This is a genomic window from Xanthomonas hortorum pv. pelargonii, assembly GCF_024499015.1.
In the GTDB taxonomy this organism is placed as follows: Bacteria; Pseudomonadota; Gammaproteobacteria; order Xanthomonadales; family Xanthomonadaceae; genus Xanthomonas; species Xanthomonas hortorum_B.
Map to the genome: position 1 here is coordinate 2,612,218 of NZ_CP098604.1, position 23,943 is coordinate 2,636,160.

Below are 23,943 nucleotides of genomic sequence, written 5' to 3' on the forward strand. Positions count from 1 at the left end.
GAACGGCGATTCAGCTGGTAACGTCGTTTTGACCAGCGGTGTCATTACCGCCCACACCCCCGCTATTTCACGTTGTTCATGGACCCTTGGGAGGGGAGGACATGCAATTTCGGACCACCAACCGGAAGACACCGGTTACCTTGCTTGCACTGTCGATCGGCCTTGCGCTGAGCGGCCATGCGGCTGCACAGGACGCCGCCCAGGTACCCACCGAGCCAACGGTCGACCTCGACGCCGTCACCGTCACCGGCTATCGCGCCTCGGTAGAAAAGGCCCTGGACATCAAGCGCGGCGAAGCCGGCGTGGTCGATGCCATTGTCGCTGAGGACATTGGTAAGTTCCCCGACCTCAACCTGGCCGAATCGCTGCAGCGCATCCCCGGCGTGGTGATCACCCGCGATGCCGGCGAAGGCCGCAATATCTCCGTGCGCGGCTTAGGCCCTGACTTCACCCGCGTGCGCGTCAACGGCATGGAAGCGCTCACCACGGTGGGCGGTTCGGACCAGTCCGGCGGCTCCAACCGCGGCCGCGGCTTCGACTTCAACGTGTTCGCCTCGGACCTGTTCACCCAGTTGATCGTGCGCAAGACCGCGCAGGCCGATGTGGAAGAAGGCTCGCTGGGCGCCACTGTCGACCTGCGTACCGCACGCCCGTTTGATTACGAAGGCCTCACCATCGCCGCCAGCGGCCAGGCCGCCTACAACGCGATGTCCGAGAAGGCCAACCCGCGCGTAGCCGGCCTGATCTCCAACACCTGGGCCGACAACACCTTCGGCGCGCTGGTGTCGGTGGCCTACACCGAGCGCGAGCTGCTGGAAGAAGGCAGCAACAGCGGTCGCTGGGCCAATGGCCCGAGCAACGGCAACTTCGCCGCCAGCCCGGCGTTCCCGCAGGCGCGCGACGCCAACGTGTTCCATCCGCGCTTCCCGCGCTACACCTTGATGGAGCACAAGCAGGAGCGCATCGGCGTGACCAGCTCGCTCCAATGGGCGCCGAGCGATTCCACCGAGTTCTCGCTGGACGGTCTGTATTCCAAGATCGACGCCAAGCGCAGCGAAAACTATATCGAGGCGATCTCCTTCAGCCGTGGCGCAGCGCAGGGCGGCAAGCCGCAGACCATCGTCAACGACGGCTTCATCGACCCGGCCACCGGTGCGATGCTGTACGGCAACTTCGACAACGTCGACGTGCGCTCGGAAAACCGTTACGACGAATGGAACACCGTCTTCAAGCAGCTGTCGTTGACCGGCGAGCATCGCTTCAGCGACGTGTTCAAGATCAGCGGCATGGTCGGCACCTCGAGCTCCAAGCACGAGAACCCGATCCAGACCACGGTGATCATGGACAAGCTCAATGTCGATGGCTATTCGTACGATTACCGCGGCAACAGCCGCAAGCCGGTGTTCAATTACGGCATCGACCCCACCGACCCCAATGGCTGGACCCTGGCCGAACTGCGCCTGCGTCCGCAACAGGTGCAAAACGACTTCGATACCGGCAGCCTGGATTTCGATTGGAGCGTGAGCCCCGGTTTCCGCTTGAAGGGTGGCGTGCTGGCCAAGAACTACACCTTCGCCACCAAGGAATTCCGCCGCGCTTCCGAAGTGGCGGTGCCCACCTTCGCCGATGGCACCCGCATCGTGCCGGCCGACCTGACCCAGCAAACCGGATTGAGCGCCATCAAGGGCTCGCCCAACACCTGGGTGGTGCCGAATCTGGATGCGGTGGCCGATGCGCTAGGCATCTATAGCGGCACCGGCACCTTCGCCCTGGCCGAGCGTGCGGTGAACACCCGCAGCGTCACCGAGCAGGATCGCGGTGCGTATCTGCAGGGCGATTTCTCCTTCGATATCGGCGCGATTCCGTTCTCCGGCAATCTGGGCGTGCGCTATGTGCGCACCAAGCAGGAGTCCACCGGCTTTGCCACCGTCGGCTCCGCACTCGTGCAGACCACCGCCGAGCGCGAATACAACAACACGCTGCCATCGATGAACCTGGTGGCCGAAGTCAGCCCGGATTTCCTGGTGCGCTTCGGTGCGGCCAAGGTGATGTCGCGTCCTGGTCTGGGTAGCCTGACGCCCGGTGTAACGGTCAACGTCAGCGGCGGTGCGCGCACCGTCAGTGGCGGCAATCCGAATCTGGAACCGATTCTCGCCGACACCTACGACCTGGGCTTCGAGTGGTATTTCCAGGAAGGCGCATTGCTGGGCCTTGGGCTGTTCTACAAGGACATCGAAAGCTTCGTGCAGACCGCACGCGAGGTGCGTCCGTATTCCTCCAGCGGCCTGCCGGTGAGCCTGCTCGACGGTACCGGCGCCGGCGTCAACGACGACTTCGTCTTCAGCGTGCCGCTCAATACGCCCGGTGGCGATCTCAAGGGTCTGGAAGCCAATTACACCCAGCCTTTCAGCTGGTTGCCGGGCGTCTGGAGCAATCTGGGTATCCAGCTCAACTACACCTACGTCGATTCGCAGATCCAGTATCTGACCACCAGCGGCGCGGCGTCGCTGGAAACCGATCTCACCGGTCTGTCGAAGAATGCGTACAACGCCACGCTGTTCTACGAAGGCGAAAAGTTCGCCGGGCGCGTGTCGGCCACGCATCGCGACGACTATCTGACCCAGGTGCCGGCAACCGAAACCGGCTTCGACGTGCACGGCATGAAGGCCACCACGATGATCGACGCCTCGCTGCGCTACAAGTTCGACGACAAGATCGAGCTGAGCCTGGAAGGCATCAATCTGACCAACGAAGTGGCAGACGAGTGGGTCGGTGCGGCCGCGCAGTTGCCGCTGCAATACAGCGAAACCGGCCGGCAGTTCCTGCTGGGCGTGCGCTACAAGTTCTAACCGCTGTCCGCCCGCTGCGCACGCGCGCAGCGGGCCCTTATTCCAACGCTTGATCGCCTTGTATGCGGTGCACTGGTGCACGCATGCAACGCGGTGGGCGTGATGTTTGAAAGCCTCCAGCAACGCTGTAGTGCGCGGTTGCGCAGCAGGGGTGTTGGTCGCTCATTGCGACGCCAGGGCCTTGGGGGGCTGAGCGCGTCATTGCAGCCAGTGCCAGGGAGAGAGCCGCCTCATGCAAGCCCGTTCGTGTCGTCCTGCCTCTGCGGCAGGCGCCTGCCTGTCCGCCGCGCGTCTGTCGGTGGCCATCGTCCTGGCCTTGCACGGTGCCGGCGCTGCCGCGCAAACCGTCGGCCCGCCGACCACGCCAACCGATGCGGTGGATCTGGACCGCGTGCAGGTCAAGGCCACCTACCGCGAAAGCCTGCAGCAATCGCTCGATGCCAAGCGCTACAGCGTGGAGCAGGTGGATGCGATCTATGCCGAAGACATCGGCAAGTTTCCCGATCTGAATCTGGCCGAATCGATGCAGCGCATCGCCGGCGTCTCCATCGACCGCGAAGGCGGCGAGGGCAAGCAGATCTCCGTGCGCGGCCTGGGCTCGGATTTCACCCGCGTGCGCATCAACGGGCTGGAAGCATTGGCCACCGCCGGCAGCGGCAGCGATGGCGTCAACCGCAGCCGCGGCTTCGACTTCAACACCTTTGCCTCCGAACTCTTCAGCCGCGTCACCATCAGCAAGACCCAATCGGCGCAGATGGACGAAGGCTCGCTAGGTGCAACCGTCGATCTGCGCGGCTCGCGCCCGTTCGACTTCGACGGCTTCGAAGCGGCCGCCTCCACGCAATACGGCTACAACGATCTCTCGCGCGAAAAAGACCCGCGTTTTTCCGGCCTGATCAGCAACATCTGGGCCGATGGCCGTGTGGGCGCCTTGATGTCGGTGTCCTACAGCGAGCGCCACCTGCGCGAGGAAGGCTACAACCCGGTGCGCTGGGAGCACGGCAACTACCGCAACTCCAACCAGAGCACCGCCACCAACAACGGCACCTACGGCTTCTGCTCGCCAGTGGGCTACAACCCGCAGACCCCGCGCAACCCGCTCGCCAACGAAACCCCGGCCGGCGTCGGCTCGCAGGCCAACCAGGACCGCAACAACGGCTGGGGCAGCTATGGCATCAGCGCCGCCAATTGCGGCACCGGCATCGCGCGCCCGGCCAACACGCCGGAGAACATCCAGGCCTACGAAACCGCCACCGACGCCTGGATTCCGCGCTACCCGCGCTATATCCGCACCGACCACGAGATCAAACGTCTCGGCGTCACCGGCGCGCTGCAATTCAAGGTCAGCGACGACACCCTGCTGAACTTCGACATGCTGTATTCCAAGCTGGACAAGGACCAGCGCGAAGACTCGGTCGGCGCCAACCTGCACCGCACCGCCAACTTCGGTGGCAAGACCCAGATCGCCGTGCGCGAGGCGCAAGTGGACGACCAGAACCGCCTCACCTACGGCGTGTTCGACAACGTCGATTTCCGCACCGAATCCAGCAACATCGAAGAATCCACCGAGTTCAAGCAATTCAGCCTGGACCTGCAGCACCGTTTCAACGACCAGGTGCGCGTCAATGCATTGGTCGGCCACTCGACCTCGGACTACGAGCGCCCCGAGTTTTCGATGGTGAGTTTCGACAACACCAATCTCGACGGTTTTGTGCTCGACCGGCGCAACGGTGGCGACTACCCCAGCATGAGTTTCCCGTTCGATGCGGGTAACCCCAACAACTGGCAGTGGTTGGGCTACGGCGCGGTGCCGGTCAACAGCAACGGCACCGCGCGCGGCACCAACATCAGCGAGGTGCGGCTCAACCCGCAGTCGGTGAACAACACCTTCGACACCGCCAAGGTGGATCTGGAATTCAACATCAGCCCCACCTTCACCTTCCGCACCGGGCTGGCCTACAAGAACTACGACATGGACACGTCGGAGTCGCGCAACATCTCCTACGGGCGATTGGCGCAGGCGTTGCCGGCTGGTGTGGGCGTCAATGAGCTGAGCACCAACCTGGATGGCTTCGGCCGCAGCTTGAACGGCAGCTTCCCCACCACCTGGGTGATTCCGGATTTCCAGAAAGTCGCCGACCTGCTCAACATCAATTGCAACTGCGACACCGGCGTGCCCGGTGGCGACTACAGGTTGGCCGATGTCGGCCATTTCGGCTCGTCCAACAACAATTTCGCCGTCAACGAAAAGAGCCTGGGCACCTACCTGCAGCTCGATTTCAACACGGATCTCTGGGGCCGCGCGCTGCGCGGCAACCTGGGCGTGCGCTATGTGCAGACACAGATCGCCGCCAGTGGTTATGCGCCGTGTACGGCCACTGCGGCCGGTGCGATTTCGCCTGCGTGTGAGTCGTTCTTCGGCGTGGCCAGTGCCACCGCCGCAGCCGGCGAGCGCCTGCTGGTGCCCACCACGGTCAACCACAATTACCGCGACATCCTGCCCTCGTTGAATCTCTCGTGGGATGTCAGCGAGGAGGTGGTGCTGCGCTTCGGTGCGGCCAAGACCATGGCGCGCCCCACGCTGGCGTATCTGTCGCCCAGCGTCAGCGGCGGGCCCACCCAGTTCTTCGACGACGGGCGGTTTTTCTCGATCAACCTGGGCAATCCCAAGCTCGACCCGTTCCGCTCCACCAACTACGACCTCAGCGCCGAGTGGTATTTCCGCGAAGGCTCGCTGTTGTCGGCGGCGGTGTTCTACAAGGACATCGACAGCTACGTGCAACGCACCCGCGTGCTCAGCACCTGGGAGGCGATGGGCTACGCGCTGGATCTGCTGCCCGCAGGCTTTACCCCGGACACCATCTTCAATGTGCAGAGCTACTTCAACACGCCCGGCGGCCCGCTCAAGGGCTTCGAGCTGACCTACCAGCAGGCCTTCGACTTTCTGCCGGGTTTCTGGCGCAACTTCGGCATCCAGCTCAACTACACCCAGGTCGATTCCAAGATCAATTACCTGTTCAGTACCGCAGGCAGCAGCAACACCAGCATCACCACCACCGCCACCGAGCGCGACCTGCTCAACCTCTCGCCGCAGTCCCACAACGCCACCGTCTATTACGACGACGGCCGCTTCAGTGCGCGCGTGTCCACCAGTTACCGCGACGGCTACATCAACAACATCCTCGCCCAGGAGGACGTCTACGACCTCGATGGCAGGCGCCTGGTCACGGCCGACGTGACCGGCAAATACAGCGTGGAAAACGTGGATTTCAACATGTCCTACAAGCTCAACGACCACCTGTCGCTGACGTTTGAGGCCATCAACCTGCTCGACACCCCCGACCGCCGCTACGTCGATTCCACGCTGGAACTGCCCGACAAGTACACCGTCACCGGGCGCCAGTACTACATCGGCGCGCGCTACAAGTTCTGACAGGAGCAACGCATGCAAGCGCATCGCAGGATCGTGTTACGCACCCTCGTCGCCACCGCATTGCTGGCCGGGCTGTCGCTCGGCAGCACCGCCGCCATCGCCGCCGACCCGGTCTACACCGTGGCCAAGCAGGGCAGCGCCGGCTACCGCATCGTGCAGGCGGCCATCGACGCCGCCGTGCAGGGCGGCAAGCGCGCGCAGATCAACATCGGCGCCGGCACCTACCAGGAGCTGATCGTGGTGCCGTCCAACGCACCGGCGCTCAAGCTCACCGGCGCCGGCCCCACCCAGACCATCATCACTTACGACAACTACGCCTCACGCATCAATCCGGCCACCGGCACCGAGTACGGCACCTCCGGCTCGTCCAGCGTCATCATCGCCGGCAACGACTTCACTGCCGAGCAATTGAGCTTCGGTAATCACGCAGGCCCGGTCGGGCAGGCGGTGGCGGTGCGTGTGGATGGCGACCGCGCTGCGTTCCGCGATGTGCGCTTCCTCGGCTACCAGGACACGCTGTACCTGCGCGGCGCCAAGCTGTCGTATTTCCTCGACTGCTATGTCGAAGGCACGGTGGACTTCGTGTTCGGCGCCGGCACCGCGCTGTTCGAAAACGTGCAACTGCACTCGCTGGGCGATGGCTATCTCACCGCCGCCTCCACCCGGCAGGAAAGCGCGCGCGGCTTCGTATTCCGCAATGCCCGCGTCACCGCTGCCAGCGGTGTCTCGCGCGTGCACCTGGGGCGGCCGTGGCGGCCGTATGCCAGCGTCAGCTTCATCAGCAGCCAGCTCGGCGCGCATGTGCCGGCGGAAGGCTGGAACAACTGGGGCAACACCGCCAACGAGGCCACCGCACGCTACAGCGAATACCAGAGCAGCGGCAACGGCGCCAACCCGTCGCGCCGCGTGAAGTGGTCGCGCCAACTCACCGCTGCGCAGGCCGCCGCGCTGGACCGCAACACCATCCTGGGCAGCTGGAGGCCGTTCTGATGATCCGCTTATCGACAATTGCATTCACCACCGCGTTGCTGCTGGCACCGCTGTCGGCCATGGCCGACAAGATCGCCGACAACATGTTGCTGCTGCAGACCGCCTCCGGCGGTTGGTCCAAGCAATACAAGGGCGTCGCCGTCGACTACAACCGCACCTTTATCGCTGCCGAAATCGCCGAGCTGCAGCAACCCGAGCGCAAGGACGACGCCACCATCGACAACAAGGCGACCACGTACGAAATTACGTACCTGTCCACCGCCTTCAAGAACGAAAAGAACGCCAAGTACATCGCCGCCGCACGCCGTGGCGTGGACTACCTGCTCAAGGCGCAATACGCCAATGGCGGCTGGCCGCAGTTCTATCCGGACCTGTCGTCCTATCACCATCAGCTCACCTACAACGACGATGCGATGGTGCGCGTGCTCAACCTGCTGCAGGACATCGGCGAGGGCAAGGGCGACACCGGCGCGCAACTGCGCAGCAGCCACGGCGCACGCGCAGTGCAGGCGGTGGCCAAGGGCCTGAAATGCGTGCTCGCCACCCAGGTCAAGATCGGCGGCACGCTCACCGTGTGGGGCGCGCAGTACGACGAGGTCACGCTCAAGCCGGCCAGGGCGCGCGCGTATGAACTGGCCTCGTTGTCGTCCAGCGAGTCGGTGAGCATCGTGCGGTTTCTGATGCGCCAGCCCAACCCCTCGGCCAAGATCAAGACTGCGGTGCAAGCGGCCGGTGTCTGGTTCGACACCCATCGCATGCGCGATCTGGCTACCAAGAAAATCGACGACCCCACCCAGGAAACCGGCAAGGACGTGATCCTGGTGGCGCAACCCGGTGCATCGCTATGGGCACGCTTCTACGACCTGCAGAATCAACGCCCCTTGTATGCCAACCGCGACGGCAAGGCCTTGACCGACTACATGCAGGTGCCCAACGAACGCCGCGTGGGCTATGCCTGGCATGGCACCTGGCCGGACAAGTTGTTGAAGGATGAGATCCCCAAGTGGAAGGCCGCAAACGGGCTGTAGTGGACGCAGCCATCGCACCACCGCACGCGGCGCATGCTGGCGCGCGCAGCACGCAGGCACGGCATGTACTCTCGTACGTGCCGGCCCGCTTGCTCGCCGCCCACCGTGCACCGCGTGCCGCGTTGCGGTGGCACGTTGCAATGTCTGTCGCCCATGCGGTGCGGCAGTGGTTTTGAAACAGACGAGGTGCGTGTGCTGAAGGTTTGGATGGGTTTGTTGTGTCTGATCGCGCTGCCGGTGAGCGCGGCCACCCCCACGGCCCCGGAGTTGTTGTTCCGGGTCTCGGCCGATCGCAGCCTGGAGGCCGATGTGGCCCGCGGCGATCGCGTGCCCAACTTCCGCGACAAGATCGCCCTGGTGCCCACCGGCAAACGCGGCAACGCCATCGAGTGGGCCGACGACGGCGTGCTGTCGTGGAATGCGCCTGGCAACCTCTACACCCAGCGCGGCACGCTGAGCTTCTTCTGGCGTGCGCGTTATCCCGTTGGCGAAGCGCCATTTGTGATCTTCCGCGTCGGCTATGCCGACCACACCAGCTGGGACATGGCCTGGCTGCGCATCGACTGGAACGGCCACGGCTTCGATGCCTTCGTCACCGACGCCAACCTCGCGCGCACCCGCGTCTCCTTCAAGCTGGATAAAAATCCCGCCGCCAGCGACTGGACCCATATCGCATTCGCCTGGGACGAAACCCGCGGCGTGCGCCTGTACGTGGACGGCAAGGAGGCCGCACGCGTGGACTGCGGCCAACCGTGCGCCAACGGCGGCGCGCTCGACTTCGACGCCGCACTGGACCAGTTCGGCCTGGCCGGCCGCGTGATGTCGCCGCACCAGGTGCAGAGCCGCTACAACTTCCTGCGCGGCAGCGACTTCGACGAACTCCGCATCTACGACCGCATGCTCGATACCAATGGCGCTGCCGCACTGGCGCGCCTGCAAGAGCCCACCACCGCTGAAGCACCCACAAGCGACGCGCAACACGCCGCCTTCCTGCACCGCTTTGGCTGGGACAACGGCCACGCACCGCCGCTGCTGAGCGCACCCATCACCCGTATCCGCAAGGTGGAATTCGCAGACGCACGCGACCTCAAGCAATGGATGTGGAAGGCCACCGACGGCATCGCCGAGACCACCTGGCCCGGCGTCTACAACCGCTCGCGCCTGCCGGGGCGCGACGACTACTTCCAGCTGCCGGACTGGAACACCTACGTCGAAGGCGGCAAGGCGCTGGACCTCACCCTGCCGGACGAGCCGGTCAACCGCATCGAGCTGCGCGGCGCCGCCTATGGCCAGGCCAGCTACGCCGCGCCCAACGCACAGGCGCAGCCGCTGTTCGCGCGCAGCCAGGGCGTGGTGCGCAGCGTGGACCAGTTCCCCGAGCGCCGCGGCGGCACGCTGCGCTTTGCCAACACCGCGCAGGAAACCCCCATCCAGGAAATCTGGGCCTACAACGTGCAGCCGGGCGAGGTACCCAAAGGCAGCGCCCAACTTAGCTACACCGTGCGCAGCGACATCCAGCCCGACTACGACAACCTCGCGCCCTTGCGCGATGTCATCGCCGGCCGCTACCCGCCAGGCGAGCGCCAGACCGTGGTTGCGCTGCCCACCAAGGCACCCGCACGCAAGCGCCCCAGCGACAAGACCGCCACCGGCAGCGCGCAGCAACCCATCGTGCACATCCTGGTGCCGTCCAGCCTGGGCAACCCGCCGCCGGACCAGGCGCTGATGCGCAGCTGGTCCTACGGCTGGGAGAACATGCACGACGGCCTGGACGGCATCGCCATCACCCTGCCGGCGCTCAACCTGCCGGCCACCCATAACGGCCGCATCCCGCTCAACATCCGCATCAAGGACCCCATCTGGCCCGCGCGCGACATGATCGACGTCTCGGTCGCGGTTACCCCCGGCCAGGCCCGCACCCTGTGGCTGGACCTGCGCGACAGAATCCTCAGCAACGACAGCCTGATGCTCAGCATCGCCGCCGCCGCGCCCGGCTTTAACGCCAACGCGCTCGACGGCACCCACCTGCAACTGGTGTTCAAGCCGCGCGCCGAGGCCCTCAAAGAGCACGTGGCCGACCGCTTCAACCAGGTCAAGGACAACTGGGGCTTTCTGGTGGAAGAGCACACCACCTCCAAGCGCCAGCTGCTCTACAAGCGCCTGGACGCCGACATCACCGACCTACTGCGCGTAGACCCGGACAACGCCCTCGGCCGCCAGTACTGGAACGACATCAGCTACGCCAACCAGGGCGAGTTGCCTGTCGATCTGCCCGCCGTGCCCAAGGGCGTGCCCGCCTGGGCGTTCTGGCAGCTGCAAGACCTCAGCGCCACCCGCCGCTACATCCGCTGGTGGATCGAGCAGCGCCAGGTGGCCTACGGCGATTTCGGCGGCGGCATTTCCGACGATTCGGACCTGGTGCAGCAGTGGCCCGGCGTCGCCCTGATGGGCGTGGACCCGGACATGCTCAATGCCTCCATGCTGGCGCTGTCCGATGCCAACTACCGCAACGGCATGTTCACCAACGGCCTGTCCACCATCGAAACCGACGAGCTGCATTCCTACGAGGAGGGCATCAACCTCAACAGCGCCCTGCTGTACCTCAACTGGGGCGACCCACGCACCGTCGAGCGCCTGATGCAAACGGTCAAGGCCTTCGACACCATCATCCAGATCAACCCGCAAGGGCATCTGCTGTTCGCCAGCAACTGGTTCGGCGGCCGCAAGGTCTACCGCGAGCCCAACTGGCAATGGCAAAAACCGTACTCCTTCCCCATCGTGCACCCGGCCATCCTGCTGGGCGGCTATAACGCCGACCCCAACAGCCGCCGCATCGTCACAGGGTTAGCAGACGGCTATCTCGCCCTCGCCTACACCAACGCCAAGGGCAACTGGGCGCTACCCAACGAGATCAACTGGCAAACCGGCAAAACCCGCGGCGGCGAACTGTTCGAAGGCAGCGGCGGCGCCGACACCTTGCACACCTTCTGGGCCGCCTACCGCTTCACCGGCGAAGATCGCTATCTCAAGCCGATTAACTACCGCGTCGCCAACAGCGGCCCCAACGGCCTGTCCCTGCTCAACGAAAACTTTCTCGATGTCATGGGCAAGCGCAGCGACTGGAGCGGCAAGCTGTTAGATGCCGCAAGCAAAGACGACGGCAGCGCCCCGGACTTCCCGCACCATGTGGCCTGGGAGCAGACCGGCAATCTCGAGTATCTCGCCGCCATTTACCGAAGTGAGGCACGCGAGAAACTGCAGAACTTCTACATGAACACCGAAGGCCACTGGTGGAGCGACCGCGTGGAATCCCCCACGGTCAACCTGCAACGCGCACGCCTGGGCGGCGTGGCGCTCAAGCGCAACCAGACCTACCCCGGCCACACCGTCAGCTGGCGCTTCAACGATCCAGAGGCCGCAACCCAAGTGGCCATCGCCATCCCCGCACCCCAGCAAGACCGCTTCACCGTCATCGCCTACAATACATCGAATAAAAACCAGCGCGCCAGCATGACCGGCTGGAACGTCGCTCCAGGCCAATGGCGCATCACCCAAGGCGTAAGTAAAGCCAATGACGGCAAGCTCGACAGCAACGCCAAGACGCAAGAGGTCGCTTTCGAAAAAAGCGCGGCCATCGACGTCGACTTCCCCGCAGGCCGCACCACCGTCCTGCGGCTCGAACGCATCGCCGCCGCCACCCCGGTCGAACTGCGCCCGGACCTGGGCATCGGCCACGGCGACGTGCGTGTGACTGCCGATGCCATCGAAGTGACCGTGCACAGCCTCGGCCATGCCGATGCACCGGCCGGATTTGTGGTGTTGGAGGATGGGCGTGGGAAGGAGCTGGCAAGAGCCGCGTTCCCGGCACTCGCGGCACCACGCGATCTGCATCCGATCACCACGCAGGTACGCCTGCCGCTGACCAACGCAGCAAATCTAAAAACCGCGCATTTGCGTGTGGTTGCCGAAAGCAAGGCGCCGGAGATTACCGAACTCAACAATAATCTCGCTCTGCCCGCACCGGTTACGCCGGCAACCGCAAAAAACAGCCAATAACTCGATAAACCAAGCCCTTCTCCCGCGCACGGGAGAAGGTGCCCGCAGGGCGGATGAGGGCAAACCCGATAAAGCCAGCAATCAGCCGCGCAAGCACATTGACGCAACCCAAAAACTCGGCGAGGATCAAGGCACGCAGTACTTAATGCAGCCGCAAAGCCACACATTTCTTCAGGGGAAGAAACAATGTTGAGCAAGGCATGGAGCATCGTGGCACTGACTGTGGCCGCACTCGGTGTGTTTACTCCAACAGCGCAAGCGCGCGTCAGGGCCGCCGGCACGCACCACACCACCAGTCACGGCGGTCACTACAGCGCAGGCCACGGTGCTTCGCACAAGGGTGGCAGCTACCGCAGCACCAGTACCAACAACCACTATCGGCGTCACAAGTCCTAGCAGGCCTCAAGCCAACGCCACTCGGAAGTGCTGCGTAATGCAAGAACTAGGACGCAAAGAATGCGCTATCAAAAACTCCTGAAGCTGCTCGCCGGCCTTGCCGGCGTCATGCTCGCGGCGACAGGCGCACTGCTGGTGGCGCTGGTTGCAGCAGGCCAGGTACGTGAGGGACAGACGGGCGCATTGATCAGCGGAATTGGATTTCTGGTGGTGGCCGCTCCTGCGCTGGCAATGCCGTTTTCCTTACGCGCTGCCAAGCGATTGCTGATGCTGACACTGTGCTGCCTTGCCGCACTCGCGATCTGGCTTTGCTTCTGGCCGAAGGAGGGCGTTACGCCGACGCTACACCTGCGAGCCGCTGTACTTGCGTTTCCGTTGCTCTTGATGTTCCGGTTGCTTCTAGCTCGCCGCAGCAAGATGACGAAGCTTAGTACTGACAATTGATTCAAACAGCAGCCCCGATGTGGTCCCACTTAATTCAAGCGATAGGAAAATCGATGGATATGATTCGCGTAGCCTCGTCAGCCATCAGCGCTATTGGCTACGACCCGGCTGGTATGCGTATGAAAATTCAATTCGTGCAGGGCCACACATACGACTTCTGCGGTGTGCCCTCGCACGTGTTTCAGGGGCTTCTCAATGCGGGCTCAAAAGGCAGTTACTACAACGATCATATCCGTGACCGCTATCAGTGTTAACTGCCTGGCTTTGGGACGTGGCCTAGCAATTAATTCACACCGAGATGGCATCGCCAGTCGGCTTAATTCCAGCGTTAGGCATCGACGGGGTATGTATGCAGATGTTGGCCGCATAAAATTTCGTCAGGCATGGGGAGACAAGCCTTGCGACCACTCGCACATTGAGAAGGAGTATCGCCTTGGCTCCAACACCGGCGAGTATGTTTGTACACAGTGCGGAGAGGAAAAGGAGGGCTTTAACTGGAACAGAAAGGTATCAGATGCATCAGGTGCCTAACAATTCATCCAAGTCGACGTTGTTTCGCAATGTGATTTAATCCAAGCATTAGGCTGCACAGGGAGGTTCCATGGATCTCATCGCCGCACTTATCTGGCCTGTCTTCATAGGCGCTGTTCTATGGTGGCTGCGCAAAGATATTCCACGTCTTTTTGGCGCCTTGGTCGACCGCGTGGAAAAGGGCGACTCAGCTGAAGCTTTTGGGGTAAAGCTTGGCTCTTCGCAACCGAAACTACCTCCCGACACATCCGCTGCTGCACTTCCTGCGTCCAGCCCACCGGCGCAAGCTGACCCGGGCGCGCCTCATGAGATTTATTTGCTGCACAGATACACCCGCGCAAAATCCCTGGACAAAAATGGTCGCATATACTATCGACTCAATATTTGGGTCGAGTCGGATGGTATCGATCTAGGAACGGTTAATTCTATTACCTACCACCTTCATGAGACCTTTGAAAATCCTGTTCGCGTCGTCTCAGATCATTTGACAGCATTCGCATTAGACACGGGAGCCTGGGGGTCGTTCCTGCTCTTCGCCGATGTAAGCTTTAAAGACGGAACCGTCTGGCGCATTGAGCGGTACTTAAATTTCTAAGGTGTGCTCTAAATTTTATTCAAGCCGAAAATGATCTGTATGTAGGATTGATTAAGTGTCGGAGCGACTTTAATAATATTGTCCTGTAGATGAATATTATACAAAAAAGGAAGGCTGATTCATGGCTAGATGCACGGCACCAGTTCGTGGTCACAGTTCAGCAGCGGCAGCAGCCGCTTGTCCTGCCTGTCGCTACCGCAGCAGCTCGCGTTACAGCAGCGGAAGTGGCGGTTCTTACTACCCGTCAACGAGTAGCCCTAGCTATACCAGCTCAAGCAGCGGCAGTGGGCGCAAGAACTCAAAGCCGCGCTGGTCAAAGACGGGATCGACTATTCTCTACACACCGACCGAGGTGCAATCACTTACACCGGTCCGCGAGGCTGTGGAGGTCCAGGTCGCGCGGCACCCAGACAAACGAGATGTGTTTCTTTGCCACGCCTGGGATGATCGTCAGGGAGCTGCGAAAGAACTGCATGACCTTCTCGAAGCTGCAGGGGTAAAAGTCTGGTTCAGTGAGAAGGACCTTGGACTTGGCGTCCCTATGATGCGCGCAATTGATAAGGGCCTAGCCAACTCCAAAGTCGGCCTCGTGCTTGTGACACCGGCACTTTTGGCACGTCTTCCAAAAGAAAGTGTCGCAGACAAGGAGCTCTCAACGCTGCTTGCTGGAAATCGACTTGTGCCTATCGTTCACAAGACAACATACGAGGCGCTTCGCGAGGTGAGTCCAATGCTCGCTTCAAGAACGGGTCTTGACACTGCAGAAGACTCGATGTCCGAAGTAGCTGCAAAAATCGCTGAGCTCGTTACGTTCTAGGGCGCACCCTAAAAATTCATTCAAGCCCACGCCGCTTCGCGGCGCGGCTTAATTCAGACGTTAGGCGGCCGAACCAGTGCACGAACTACTCAATCAAACAGAAGCGCTTCAGAACCTGCTTATCTCGCAGGCTACAGGCGGTAGCGAAGACGATGCAGAGTTTGTTCGGCTGCGCCAGATGCTGCTCTCTAACCAGGCTCTGGATCCTCTAATTCCGCGTTTCATACGAACCTGCAGGAACCTGTCGCAATTCTGGCAGTTTATAAAGTTCAAGTATTCGACCTATGCCGAGCGCCGCGACTTCATCTGGGGAGAGTTCCACCCGCTGCTTGAAACTTTGGAGCGAGGTCCGCTGTCGCCAGCGGATCAAATTGTTTCTGAAAAGCTAGAAAAGTTTGATGCGTCGCATGTTCAGGCTGCCTGGTCAAAGGCGCTCGAACGGCGGGCAGCAGACCCCGAGGGGGCTATCACGTCGGCCCGGACACTCATCGAGTCAGTGTGTAAGCACATCCTTGATGCCGCTGGCACTACGTACGACGATGGCACAGATCTGCCGAAGCTTTACAAGCTAACGGCGGAGACACTCCAACTGGCGCCTTCTCAGCATACCGAGGCTGTCTTCAAGCAAGTGCTCGGAGGGTGCACTTCCGTTGTTGAGGGCCTTGGCTCGCTCCGAAATCGTCTCAGCGATGCACACGGAAAGGGCAAGGTAGGTTCTAAGCCGGCCCCGAGGCACGCGGAGCTGGCGGTCAACCTTTCGGGTGCCATGGCAACATTTCTTCTCGCCACATGGGAGGCGCGCAATGAAGCGGCCGCCTAACAATTTGTCCAAGGCGAACCCGCTTGGCGGGTTGGCTTAACTCAGGCGTTAGGCCTCAGAAATCCTCATGACTACCGCTTTCGAACTTGCTGTCCAGCTTGCCGATCAGATCGATCAGTTCCCTCTTGGTGAGTGCGGTCCGAGCGATGACCCAGACAAACAGTACGCGTACTGCGCGGCGTTCCGAGATACTGCGAAGAGGTTCGTTGCAGCGGTGAAGCGAATCGGTGACCCAGATCTTTCACTTTTGGTCTCTGAGCTAAACACCTCACCAAGCTACATCTCGGAAGCGCACGACTTGCGGGCTGATCTATACGTCGCTATCGACGCACTTCGAGAGGCTGCGCGGGACCCAAACTACTCGGCAATTGCTGCCACGAATGGTGCATTCCTAAGCCCAGAGGTACTACTTCGTCTCAAAGCAATCCCGGCCACGAACCTCGATCCGGCAAAGTTGGTGCGCATTTGTGAAGAGCTCAATGATGCCTACGCACGAGCAAACTTCATCTCCGCTGCACTATTGATTCGCGCATGTATCAACCACGTTCCGACCGTATTTGGTGTCGACACATTTTCTCAGGTCGTTGCTCAATCAGGACGCAGCATCAAAGCGATCCTGACGCGCCTCAACGACGATGCGCGTCCAATTGCCGATCTTCATACACATCTGGTTATGCGCCGCAGTGAATATTTGCCAACAAAAAATCAGTTGGAGCCATATAAAGCGGCTTTTGAAGTTCTCATTCAAGAGGTCATCGCCACGCTGGTTGAGGCCTAACCGTTCAATCGAGACGACGTCGCCTGGCAAGCTGGACGACGCCTCTAATCTCAAACGTTAGTGCCAGAAACGGGGTTTAGATGTGGGGTCGGGCACAAGCGGGGTCAGGTTCACTTCCTGAGATAAATCGACCAGATGAGAAGAAAGGTAAGGGATCAAAGTATTTTTTAATAAGTGGAGATGAGGTAAGTTGAATTTGAAGAACGGGGTCAGATTCACTTAGGAATCAGCGCCGTTCCTTGTTGATCAAGAGCTGCTGGCCTTTGATGATGACAAGTGCGGGCACGTCATCGCTTCAAAGCGACGGAACGGGGCCGCGCTGTTGTTGCTCCTGCGAGCGCTGCTGTTCCATCGCTATTTCTTGCGTGCGCTCGTGCGCTAGCCGCTGGTTGACAGATTCCAATTGCGTAAAGCTCTCTTGAACAGGCCGCTGCGCTGCATCGGCCGTCGGCATATGAGCGCGCAGCATGGCCGGATCCTTTGGATCGCCTTGCACTACAAACAAGGTCTGCGCAGCGGGCGAGTCTTCGGTCTTTTCGCTGAGCAGCACGTGATCCACCCGGGTTAGCCCATTGTCTTTGGCTAGCGTCAGCAGACTGGCTGTCATTCGTTCACTGGTGGCGTCAAACGTGCGGCCGTTGGCGGCGTCCAGCTGTTCCACTTTGCTTCGGATCTGCTGATGCATGGCATGGTCCGGGTGCCCCGCTTCTGCAGGGCTCAATGTGCGGCTTGGCTCATTCTGTGTCGCAAGATTGGGAGAGATAACGCCGCGTGCGCCAGTGTCCTTCAGCTGGACCATGCCATAGCCGTCCTTGCCCAGGTCAACGACGTTGAAGGTCTTCGCAGACCCGAGGTCCAGCCCGTTGCGCTCCAGCTGTCTTGGGTCCAGGCCCAAGGATTTGAGATCGATGCGGACTTCCGGAGGCTGGCGGTCATGCGCCAGATGCGCGTAGTTTTGCGCGATGTGACTGATCGGATTGACGCCATAGTAGTTGCGGTAGTCGGAATCGCCATGTGGGCCTAGCGTGCCACTGCTGTCGTAAAAACAGTGCTCAACCGATTTGGTCAGCGCATCGTTGCGGGTAAAAGGGTGCTTGGTGAGTGCATCGTAGGTCAGTCCGTCTGCAAACTGCGGAGCGCCGTTCGGTTGTCGCACGACACACCGATTACTCGACCGGTCGAGCAACTCCTTCTCAACCACACTGTCGGGCATCTCAGGGTTCAGATGTTTGATTCGATCATGCAGGGCACGCATTCCCGAGATTTCCGACAGTGCTTCATCTGCGCGAGTCGAATCCAGGTAAACACGGGTAGGGCCAGTCAGGTCGACCTGATGCTCCCGATTGTCGTAGGCTTCCTGCATGCGGTTACCCATACTCTTGCCGAACTCGGCAAGGGCGTCGGCACGATGCTGGGCCAACACGCCATGCATTGTTTCGTGGCCCATGACCTCAGTCAGATAGTCGATGCGCTCTGATCCTGTGAAATCTTTGAACGCTGCTTCACTGATATTGAGTGTGCCCGCCTTGCCGTCCTTGCCGTCCTGGAAGTGGCCGCCGTTGTTCTGTCCATGCGAAACAGCAATCGCGCCAATTCGACCTTTCTCAATGGCATCACCTAGCAGGTTCGACAGATAGGGTGATTCGGCGATTGTCTGGCGAATGCTGTTCTCTGCACCAGCAGGAAGTGCAGGGTCTTTTGCCATCTGGGCAAGTAGAGGCTCGATACGTGGGTCAACCCGGTTCATGGCTTGCCTCCATCGATCTTGACGCTATAAACGCACTCTTGTTGACTGCCTTGTTCATTGGTTCGATAAAGAAGCAATGAGACCGAAAAAATCTGACTTCCGCCGTTGATCGCGCGCCAATGCTGGCGTAGCCATCCACCCTGAAAAGGCCGCTGCCCGCCGCGCGTGTATCCCATCCCTTCGAGCGCTTTGGAGAGTGCTTCTGCTTGCCAAATGCAGGTCGACGTAGGCACGCGCGTGGGGTTGCTATGGTCAGGTAGAGTCACTGCAACCTCTATCCGCGAGAATCCATCTTTCGTTGGGCGATGCGTCGCGTAGAGCTCATAGCCATCGACCAGAGGAACTTCCTTTACTTCACGCCACGGGTATGCCGGATCAGACGGTGGTCCAAGCTTGATGCCAAGTGCTGACTCCATCTGGGGATAGTCCAGATCCGCTGGCACTGTCAGTCCATCAATGAAGCGCAGCAGCCGGCGCTGCAATTCTTGCAGAGTAGTATTCGCAGAGACGATGTCGGCACCGTTGTCGGTACCTCTGCTCTTCTCTTGAGGGGGCGGCGTCGCTGTCGCAGCAGATGACGTGGCTGCATCCCGCTTTGCTTCATGGGGTGTGCGAGCACATGCACTTGGCAGCGCTAGTGAAAGCAGCAGCAAGGGAAACAGGTTTCGGAAGCTAATTTTTGTCATTGGGATCCTGCGACTCACGCGGCATCGCGCTGCTGGTCAATTGTCACCCGTGCCGTCTGTGTCATGCACTACCGCGCCCGAATCTGAGTGGCGCGATAGTGATGGATAGCGAGGGAACGTAAAGCTATTTGCGGGAAGGTGGGGATGCGCTTGGAGTAGCAATCTCTCTAGGTTCAATCCAACTCTGACCTTGCTGCTTCAAACGTTGACGCAAGGATCTTCCACCAACGCTTTCCAGATTGCCAGCGTCAGCCAGTTGACATGTCACGCAGCGCGTAGCAGTCTTTTGGCCACGGAGCGTAGAAACTCCTAAGACAGCGGTACCCACCTCCGAAATCCCGGTGGGTTTTTGTGCCTGCAGCTTCCTGCGGGCGCAGCCGACGCGTTGCCTGCGTCGGGAGGGTGGCTAATACAACACCCTTCGGGGAAATACGCCCGCCGTCTGTCTTCGGTTTCTAACCTCCCGACATCCCGTCGCCACCCGGCGGCGGGGCCTGTTCGTCAAGGAGGGCTTTGCCATGCGTCGATCCACGTCCCGTCCCACATCCGCACGCAAGCGCGCCACGGAGCCACCGCCCACCGAGATCGTCTGGCGCTCGCTCGACCCATCGATCAAGCCGCGGCCCTACGTCGAGCGCACCCCCATCCCCCAACCCCGCCCCGAACCCCGCCCACCTCGCACCGGCCACCCGCGTGCCCCGCAACACTGCACCGTCGGCTACGGCTACTACCCCGCCAGCGACCAACGCATCCCCACGCTACGCCTACGCGGCCGCTGGCTGGAACAACTGGGCTTCACCATCGGCAGCAAACTCCACATCCGCCTGCGCGATGGCGAGCTGGTCGTCAGCGTCGCACCTACGGACTAACCAGGTGCGCCGCGTACGTGCAGCACGCACCCGCACGCCCCGCGCCGAGCGCAACGCGCCAATCGCCACACCGTGCGCGCTCCCCGCTCACCGCGCAGAGGAGGGACACAGATGGAGCACCCCGCCGTCGTCTTGCATCTCACGCTGGACCAACGCGACCAGCTCGACCGCCTGCTACGCACCCTCATCGCTCATGGCGACGTCATCGCCATGAGCAAACCGGAGTGCCTGGAGGCGCAGACGCTGCCAACGCTCGGGCAAGCCATCTTCGATGCGGCCTATGCCGTACGCGAGATGCTTGAGCAGCGGGTGGAGCAGACGCACCAAGCTGGTGATGAGCGTAGCTAGGGAAGATTGAAGGGGGCAGGAGCTGGTCTGAGCCAGGTTTTCCGGCTACGTCCCAGACCACTAGCCTATCTGTGGGCCGCCGGCAGTCTGCGTGGCTGCTTCGCGCTGCTGCGTTTCCTGCCGGGTTTGTTCTGCCACCCGCGCGTCGATCTGCTGGCTGCGGGCCAGCCCTTCTTCGATGCTTTGCTGTGGCTGGTTGAGATCTACCATCGCCCGGAAGCCGGGGGTCGTTCCCATTACGAAGATTTTCTCTTCATGCAGAACCACGTCACGCACCTGCTGCAGTTGGTGAATGCCGCTTTCTCGTGCGGCGACCATCGCTGACATCACCTGACCGTCGGTGACATTGGCAGGAAGATCCGATCGCATGCGATCAAACAATTGCTGCGATTCGCGCGACAGCGCAGAAGCCTGACCACGTTCTGGCTCGCCCTCGACCTCAGTCAGCAATTTCTGCAGTGGGCTTTGGTTCTTCGGAAGCGGGTTCTCGTGTGACGAGTTGAGCTTGCTATCTGGAAATGGTTTGGGAATGCTCTTCAGCGCATCGATATTAGGAAGAACTTTGATCGTACCGTCAAAGCTGGGATCTGGCTTTTCGAGCTTCGGCTGCAGACCCGCATCCCGAAGTCCGCCCCAGACGTAGTCGATGCAACTATTGGAGAACCCGTTGTAATAGAGGCCGAATCGACTCAGGCTGAGGCTTGTGACCGCCGAGGAAATGAGCGCCCGAACCCTCCGGGCGCTCATTTCTTACATCTGCGGATTGTCGGTTATTAGCCAAAACAGCGTGCTGAACTGAAAGACACCAGCGCAGCGGCAATCCCGAACGAGATGGTTAAATCGCCTGGCTCGCGCCAGACGAGCTTGAGCCAGCGAAGGTGGGTAGCTTGCCTGAGTCCTCTTGCAGTAAATTCCTTAATCGTTTAAAAGCAAGAAATGCCAATCGCCTGGGCCTAGCCTTTCTTCGGACACTGCTGTCGCTTAGCAATTAATGAGCTGCCGACGAATTGGATGTTTCTCGTACGAATCCCTGTCGACTCTCAACAGCGTCAAACTGTCAGGCAGAGCTATGCCCACTAGCGCAACGGTCGACTCGATGTATTGGTCTGGTTACGCTCGATCTATCCTGATGCCGACTTCGAGTTGTCTATCAGAGCTTCCCGGTAAATTCAATTGAGGGCATGACGCCTGCTGACACAGCGCAGGCACCCAGTATGAGATTGTTAATCTCAGCAGTCGTACCGCCGTCACTGATGCACGTGGGCGACAGGGTTGTCCCATCCTTCACAGCCAATTTCGTGGTAATGGATGTGCCTGTATTGAAGTATGCTTTCTTGCCACTATTGCTACCGTCGACATTGAAGTCCGCCTGCGTCCATACGGAACTGATGTTGAGAATGTTGCCTTTCGCGCTTACGCTGTAGGCATCAGTACCATTTGTGAAAATCACGGTATCGTTGCCGTTGGCGGCCGCCTTCGCCGTCAATCGGAAGTTTGGTAGTTGGCCGATTGGGTAATGCGGCGTCGGTACGGCTTTACTTTGCCTCCAGCAGGCATTGTCTCCGTCGCTGCTCCATCCGGGCGGGCATGTGCTGCCGAAGTTGATCATCCAGTATTCGATTAAAACGTATGCCGAGTTTGCGGGGCCATCGTTCCCGTAGAGGAATTGTTCCCATACTGTGCAGCCCGAATGATTCTGGCACGCGGGCGTTGTTCCATCGTCATTAGTATTCAGCTGCACACTATATTCATCCGGATTAGAGTCACTTTGTACGGTCTTCAGCCCGGTTACCGTCGGAAAACTTCCCACCGCCTCGCTAATAAGACCATGCCCCCTGAGCGCGTAGCTCACGGGGCCTTGCGTTGCACCGACGGCATCTGGAAGTACCGTTCGTCCAGCGGCGCCCTGAGTGGTCATTTTACCGAAGGGTAAACGATGGTTTCGACGTGGCAATGCGTTGCAGGGTACCGACTCCCAAATCATGCTTGGGTATTTGGCGTGAAAGCATCCGGTCGTCGGCGTATCAGACCTTGCAAGCTCTGTTTGCCATGCCTGTTGGACCTGCAATTCCAGTTGGCTGGAACTGGCGTTTACTGGCTGCGTACCACCTAATTGTGCAGCTGCCTGTGCGCAGGTAGTAGTGGCAATTGCAATTACTAGCAAAAATGTAATGTGCTTCATCGTATTTCCTTTGTTAACGGTAGAATAAATGCGATTTCCTACTTCGCTGCAAATGTCATAGAGGTGGCAGTGCAGCTCAGTCCCAGAAAGATCTTCGCTGCTAGAAAATTTATTTTCATCAATATCTATTTTATTTGGGTAATTAATTCAATGGTGTGGAACAAAATACGCCGTTGTGCAGTCATATTCATCGCACGAAACTTAGCAATCTCATGCCGCCGTGCGGCGGGGTAACTATGCTGAAAAGATCCGATAACTTCAACGCCTCTCTGCTGGCTTGTGATGTAATTGTGGTGAATTATGCGTTTCTTTGTGGCATCCGTCATAAGTGCATTTAATGCACCTGTAAAATTAATAGGGCATGTGTACGATAATGGTTGAATGTCTTGATATGAGACTTTTATAGAAACCGACGTCCCCCGCCCTGAGTAGTGGTCGGGTTTAGAGTCCGGGGTTGATGATATCGGTGTTTGCCAGATGTTGGGCATAAGAGCGGCTAACAAAACCCAGAAAGAAGCTGTAAGCAGATGATGGAGCAAGCAAGCGAGAGCAACGCCAAGTGGAGATCGATGCGGTGTTCAAAGCGGATGCGCGGTTTGCCCATGCCTGCGAACCAGGCATGCGTGCGCTCGAGGCCCCAGCGATGACGGCCCAACCGGTCGTTGCGCTCGATTCCCTTGCGTGCGATCCGCGCAATGATGCCGCGCTGTTTGAGGAAGGCGCGACAGCGGTCGATGTCGTAAGCCTTGTCGGCGTGCAATTTGTCTGGCCAACGTCGCGGGCGCCCTGGTTTGCCACCAATTGGCGGCAAGGCGTCGATCAACTCCTCGAACACGACCGAGTCGTGCCGATTGGCGCCGGTGACGCACACTGCCAAGGGCACGCCGTTGCGGTCCACGATCAGATGCCGTTTGCTGCCGAGTTTGCCGCGATCGGTCGGGTTTGGCCCGGTGTAGGCGCCCCCCGGGGGGAGGCCACACTGGCGGCATCCAGACTGGCTCGGCTCAGATCCAGCTTCTGGGCGCGACGCAGCTCGGTCAGCAACACCTGATGCAGACGATGCCACACACCGGCGGCTTGCCAATCACGCAACCGGCGCCAGCAGGTCATGCCGCTGCCGTAGCCCAGCTCCATGGGCAGGTCTTCCCACGGCACGCCCGTGCGCAGGACATAGACGATGCCGTTAAGGGCTTGCTGATCACTGATACGCGGCCGTCCACCTTTGGGCGAACGCTTCACTTGCGGAATCAGCGGCTCGATGCGCTTCCACAGCGCAATGGGGATCTCTTTGCGACGTGTCATGTCCGCAATTTTGCCCCCGGCGAGACAAGATTCAAGGGGTTTTGTTAGACGCTCTAATACAACACCCTTCGG

The 23,943-nt window shown here is 60.3% G+C and carries 19 protein-coding genes; 14 read left to right on the forward strand and 5 right to left on the reverse strand.

The window, feature by feature from the left end:
- The first annotated feature begins 101 nt into the window (after nucleotides 1-101).
- The 12 genes from NDY25_RS11430 (at nucleotide 102) to NDY25_RS11485 (ending at nucleotide 16,737) form a co-directional block, all read left to right on the forward strand.
- Nucleotides 102-2,849, forward strand: coding sequence for a TonB-dependent receptor (locus tag NDY25_RS11430; RefSeq protein WP_168959215.1), 2,748 nt, complete (start codon nucleotides 102-104; stop codon nucleotides 2,847-2,849).
- 232 nt (nucleotides 2,850-3,081) lie between these two features.
- Entirely contained in the window at nucleotides 3,082-6,282 is a 3,201-nt protein-coding gene (locus tag NDY25_RS11435) for a TonB-dependent receptor (RefSeq protein ID WP_256627457.1), read from the forward strand.
- A 12-nt stretch (nucleotides 6,283-6,294) separates the two neighbouring features.
- Nucleotides 6,295-7,272 (forward strand): pectinesterase family protein, encoded by a 978-nt coding sequence (locus tag NDY25_RS11440; protein ID WP_168959217.1) that lies wholly within the window; start codon nucleotides 6,295-6,297, stop codon nucleotides 7,270-7,272.
- Complete coding sequence (gene pelA / locus NDY25_RS11445; protein ID WP_168959218.1) at nucleotides 7,272-8,300, forward strand: pectate lyase; 1,029 nt, start codon at nucleotides 7,272-7,274, stop codon at nucleotides 8,298-8,300. The genes NDY25_RS11440 and pelA overlap by 1 nt, the downstream gene beginning before the upstream one ends.
- Nucleotides 8,301-8,507: 207 nt before the next feature.
- Nucleotides 8,508-12,356, forward strand: a complete 3,849-nt coding sequence (locus NDY25_RS11450; RefSeq protein ID WP_256627988.1) for a LamG domain-containing protein — start codon at nucleotides 8,508-8,510, stop codon at nucleotides 12,354-12,356.
- A gap of 186 nt (nucleotides 12,357-12,542) precedes the next feature.
- Nucleotides 12,543-12,752: a hypothetical protein gene (locus NDY25_RS11455; protein WP_168959220.1), complete on the forward strand. Its 210-nt coding sequence runs from the start codon at nucleotides 12,543-12,545 to the stop codon at nucleotides 12,750-12,752.
- Between the two features lie 60 nt (nucleotides 12,753-12,812).
- Nucleotides 12,813-13,196 carry a hypothetical protein gene (locus NDY25_RS11460; RefSeq protein WP_233366597.1) on the forward strand — a complete coding sequence of 128 codons (384 nt, stop codon included), beginning with the start codon at nucleotides 12,813-12,815 and terminating at the stop codon, nucleotides 13,194-13,196.
- Nucleotides 13,197-13,249: 53 nt separating this feature from the next.
- Nucleotides 13,250-13,450: a KTSC domain-containing protein gene (locus NDY25_RS11465; protein WP_059030905.1), complete on the forward strand. Its 201-nt coding sequence runs from the start codon at nucleotides 13,250-13,252 to the stop codon at nucleotides 13,448-13,450.
- A 347-nt stretch (nucleotides 13,451-13,797) separates the two neighbouring features.
- A complete protein-coding gene (locus NDY25_RS11470) occupies nucleotides 13,798-14,322 on the forward strand; it encodes a pYEATS domain-containing protein (RefSeq protein WP_168959222.1) in 525 nt (174 codons plus the stop codon).
- Between the two features lie 352 nt (nucleotides 14,323-14,674).
- Entirely contained in the window at nucleotides 14,675-15,139 is a 465-nt protein-coding gene (locus NDY25_RS11475; RefSeq protein WP_251754966.1) for a toll/interleukin-1 receptor domain-containing protein, read from the forward strand.
- 76 nt (nucleotides 15,140-15,215) lie between these two features.
- Nucleotides 15,216-15,959, forward strand: a complete 744-nt coding sequence (locus tag NDY25_RS11480; protein WP_168959223.1) for an abortive infection family protein — start codon at nucleotides 15,216-15,218, stop codon at nucleotides 15,957-15,959.
- A 67-nt stretch (nucleotides 15,960-16,026) separates the two neighbouring features.
- Nucleotides 16,027-16,737 (forward strand): hypothetical protein, encoded by a 711-nt coding sequence (locus tag NDY25_RS11485; protein ID WP_168959224.1) that lies wholly within the window; start codon nucleotides 16,027-16,029, stop codon nucleotides 16,735-16,737.
- A gap of 295 nt (nucleotides 16,738-17,032) precedes the next feature.
- Here the strand turns inward: NDY25_RS11485 and NDY25_RS11490 are convergent, their stop codons facing one another.
- On the reverse strand, nucleotides 17,033-18,484 hold the full coding sequence (locus NDY25_RS11490; protein ID WP_168959225.1) for an XVIPCD domain-containing protein: 1,452 nt from the start codon (nucleotides 18,482-18,484) through the stop codon (nucleotides 17,033-17,035).
- Nucleotides 18,481-19,170 (reverse strand): hypothetical protein, encoded by a 690-nt coding sequence (locus tag NDY25_RS11495; protein ID WP_168959226.1) that lies wholly within the window; start codon nucleotides 19,168-19,170, stop codon nucleotides 18,481-18,483. Before NDY25_RS11495 ends, NDY25_RS11490 begins: the two co-directional genes overlap by 4 nt.
- A 518-nt stretch (nucleotides 19,171-19,688) precedes the next feature.
- Here NDY25_RS11495 and NDY25_RS11500 point away from each other — a divergent pair.
- Nucleotides 19,689-20,039 carry a SymE family type I addiction module toxin gene (locus tag NDY25_RS11500; protein WP_251757468.1) on the forward strand — a complete coding sequence of 117 codons (351 nt, stop codon included), beginning with the start codon at nucleotides 19,689-19,691 and terminating at the stop codon, nucleotides 20,037-20,039.
- A 111-nt stretch (nucleotides 20,040-20,150) separates the two neighbouring features.
- Nucleotides 20,151-20,387 (forward strand): hypothetical protein, encoded by a 237-nt coding sequence (locus NDY25_RS11505; RefSeq protein WP_168960130.1) that lies wholly within the window; start codon nucleotides 20,151-20,153, stop codon nucleotides 20,385-20,387.
- Nucleotides 20,388-20,447: 60 nt separating this feature from the next.
- On the opposite strand, the gene NDY25_RS11510 is transcribed toward NDY25_RS11505, so the two are convergent.
- The 3 genes from NDY25_RS11510 to NDY25_RS11520 all read right to left on the reverse strand — a co-directional run bounded on the left by NDY25_RS11510 (nucleotide 20,448) and on the right by NDY25_RS11520 (nucleotide 23,871).
- Complete coding sequence (locus NDY25_RS11510) at nucleotides 20,448-21,134, reverse strand: lytic enzyme (RefSeq protein ID WP_233366671.1); 687 nt, start codon at nucleotides 21,132-21,134, stop codon at nucleotides 20,448-20,450.
- Nucleotides 21,135-21,537: 403 nt separating this feature from the next.
- Nucleotides 21,538-22,569, reverse strand: coding sequence for a hypothetical protein (locus tag NDY25_RS11515; RefSeq protein WP_251765976.1), 1,032 nt, complete (start codon nucleotides 22,567-22,569; stop codon nucleotides 21,538-21,540).
- Between the two features lie 496 nt (nucleotides 22,570-23,065).
- Nucleotides 23,066-23,871 (reverse strand): IS5 family transposase gene (locus tag NDY25_RS11520; protein WP_168960125.1). Its coding sequence is split into 2 segments (ribosomal slippage): nucleotides 23,066-23,541 and nucleotides 23,541-23,871, totalling 807 coding nucleotides; the frame shifts between segments, so codons are not numbered across the junction.
- Nucleotides 23,872-23,943 lie beyond the last annotated feature (72 nt).

Bases quoted from the DNA above. Each gene is read 5' to 3' on its own strand.
- NDY25_RS11515 (WP_251765976.1), bottom strand. From the start codon at position 22,569: ATGAAGCACATTACATTTTTGCTAGTAATTGCAATTGCCACTACTACC.
- NDY25_RS11440 (WP_168959217.1), top strand. From the start codon at position 6,295: ATGCAAGCGCATCGCAGGATCGTGTTACGCACCCTCGTCGCCACCGCA.
- NDY25_RS11485 (WP_168959224.1), top strand. From the start codon at position 16,027: ATGACTACCGCTTTCGAACTTGCTGTCCAGCTTGCCGATCAGATCGAT.
- NDY25_RS11505 (WP_168960130.1), top strand. From the start codon at position 20,151: ATGGAGCACCCCGCCGTCGTCTTGCATCTCACGCTGGACCAACGCGAC.
- NDY25_RS11455 (WP_168959220.1), top strand. From the start codon at position 12,543: ATGTTGAGCAAGGCATGGAGCATCGTGGCACTGACTGTGGCCGCACTC.
- pelA (WP_168959218.1), top strand. From the start codon at position 7,272: ATGATCCGCTTATCGACAATTGCATTCACCACCGCGTTGCTGCTGGCA.
- NDY25_RS11450 (WP_256627988.1), top strand. From the start codon at position 8,508: ATGGGTTTGTTGTGTCTGATCGCGCTGCCGGTGAGCGCGGCCACCCCC.
- NDY25_RS11460 (WP_233366597.1), top strand. From the start codon at position 12,813: ATGCGCTATCAAAAACTCCTGAAGCTGCTCGCCGGCCTTGCCGGCGTC.
- NDY25_RS11500 (WP_251757468.1), top strand. From the start codon at position 19,689: ATGCGTCGATCCACGTCCCGTCCCACATCCGCACGCAAGCGCGCCACG.
- NDY25_RS11435 (WP_256627457.1), top strand. From the start codon at position 3,082: ATGCAAGCCCGTTCGTGTCGTCCTGCCTCTGCGGCAGGCGCCTGCCTG.
- NDY25_RS11465 (WP_059030905.1), top strand. From the start codon at position 13,250: ATGGATATGATTCGCGTAGCCTCGTCAGCCATCAGCGCTATTGGCTAC.
- NDY25_RS11495 (WP_168959226.1), bottom strand. From the start codon at position 19,170: ATGACAAAAATTAGCTTCCGAAACCTGTTTCCCTTGCTGCTGCTTTCA.
- NDY25_RS11490 (WP_168959225.1), bottom strand. From the start codon at position 18,484: ATGAACCGGGTTGACCCACGTATCGAGCCTCTACTTGCCCAGATGGCA.
- NDY25_RS11470 (WP_168959222.1), top strand. From the start codon at position 13,798: ATGGATCTCATCGCCGCACTTATCTGGCCTGTCTTCATAGGCGCTGTT.
- NDY25_RS11510 (WP_233366671.1), bottom strand. From the start codon at position 21,134: ATGAGCGCCCGGAGGGTTCGGGCGCTCATTTCCTCGGCGGTCACAAGC.
- NDY25_RS11430 (WP_168959215.1), top strand. From the start codon at position 102: ATGCAATTTCGGACCACCAACCGGAAGACACCGGTTACCTTGCTTGCA.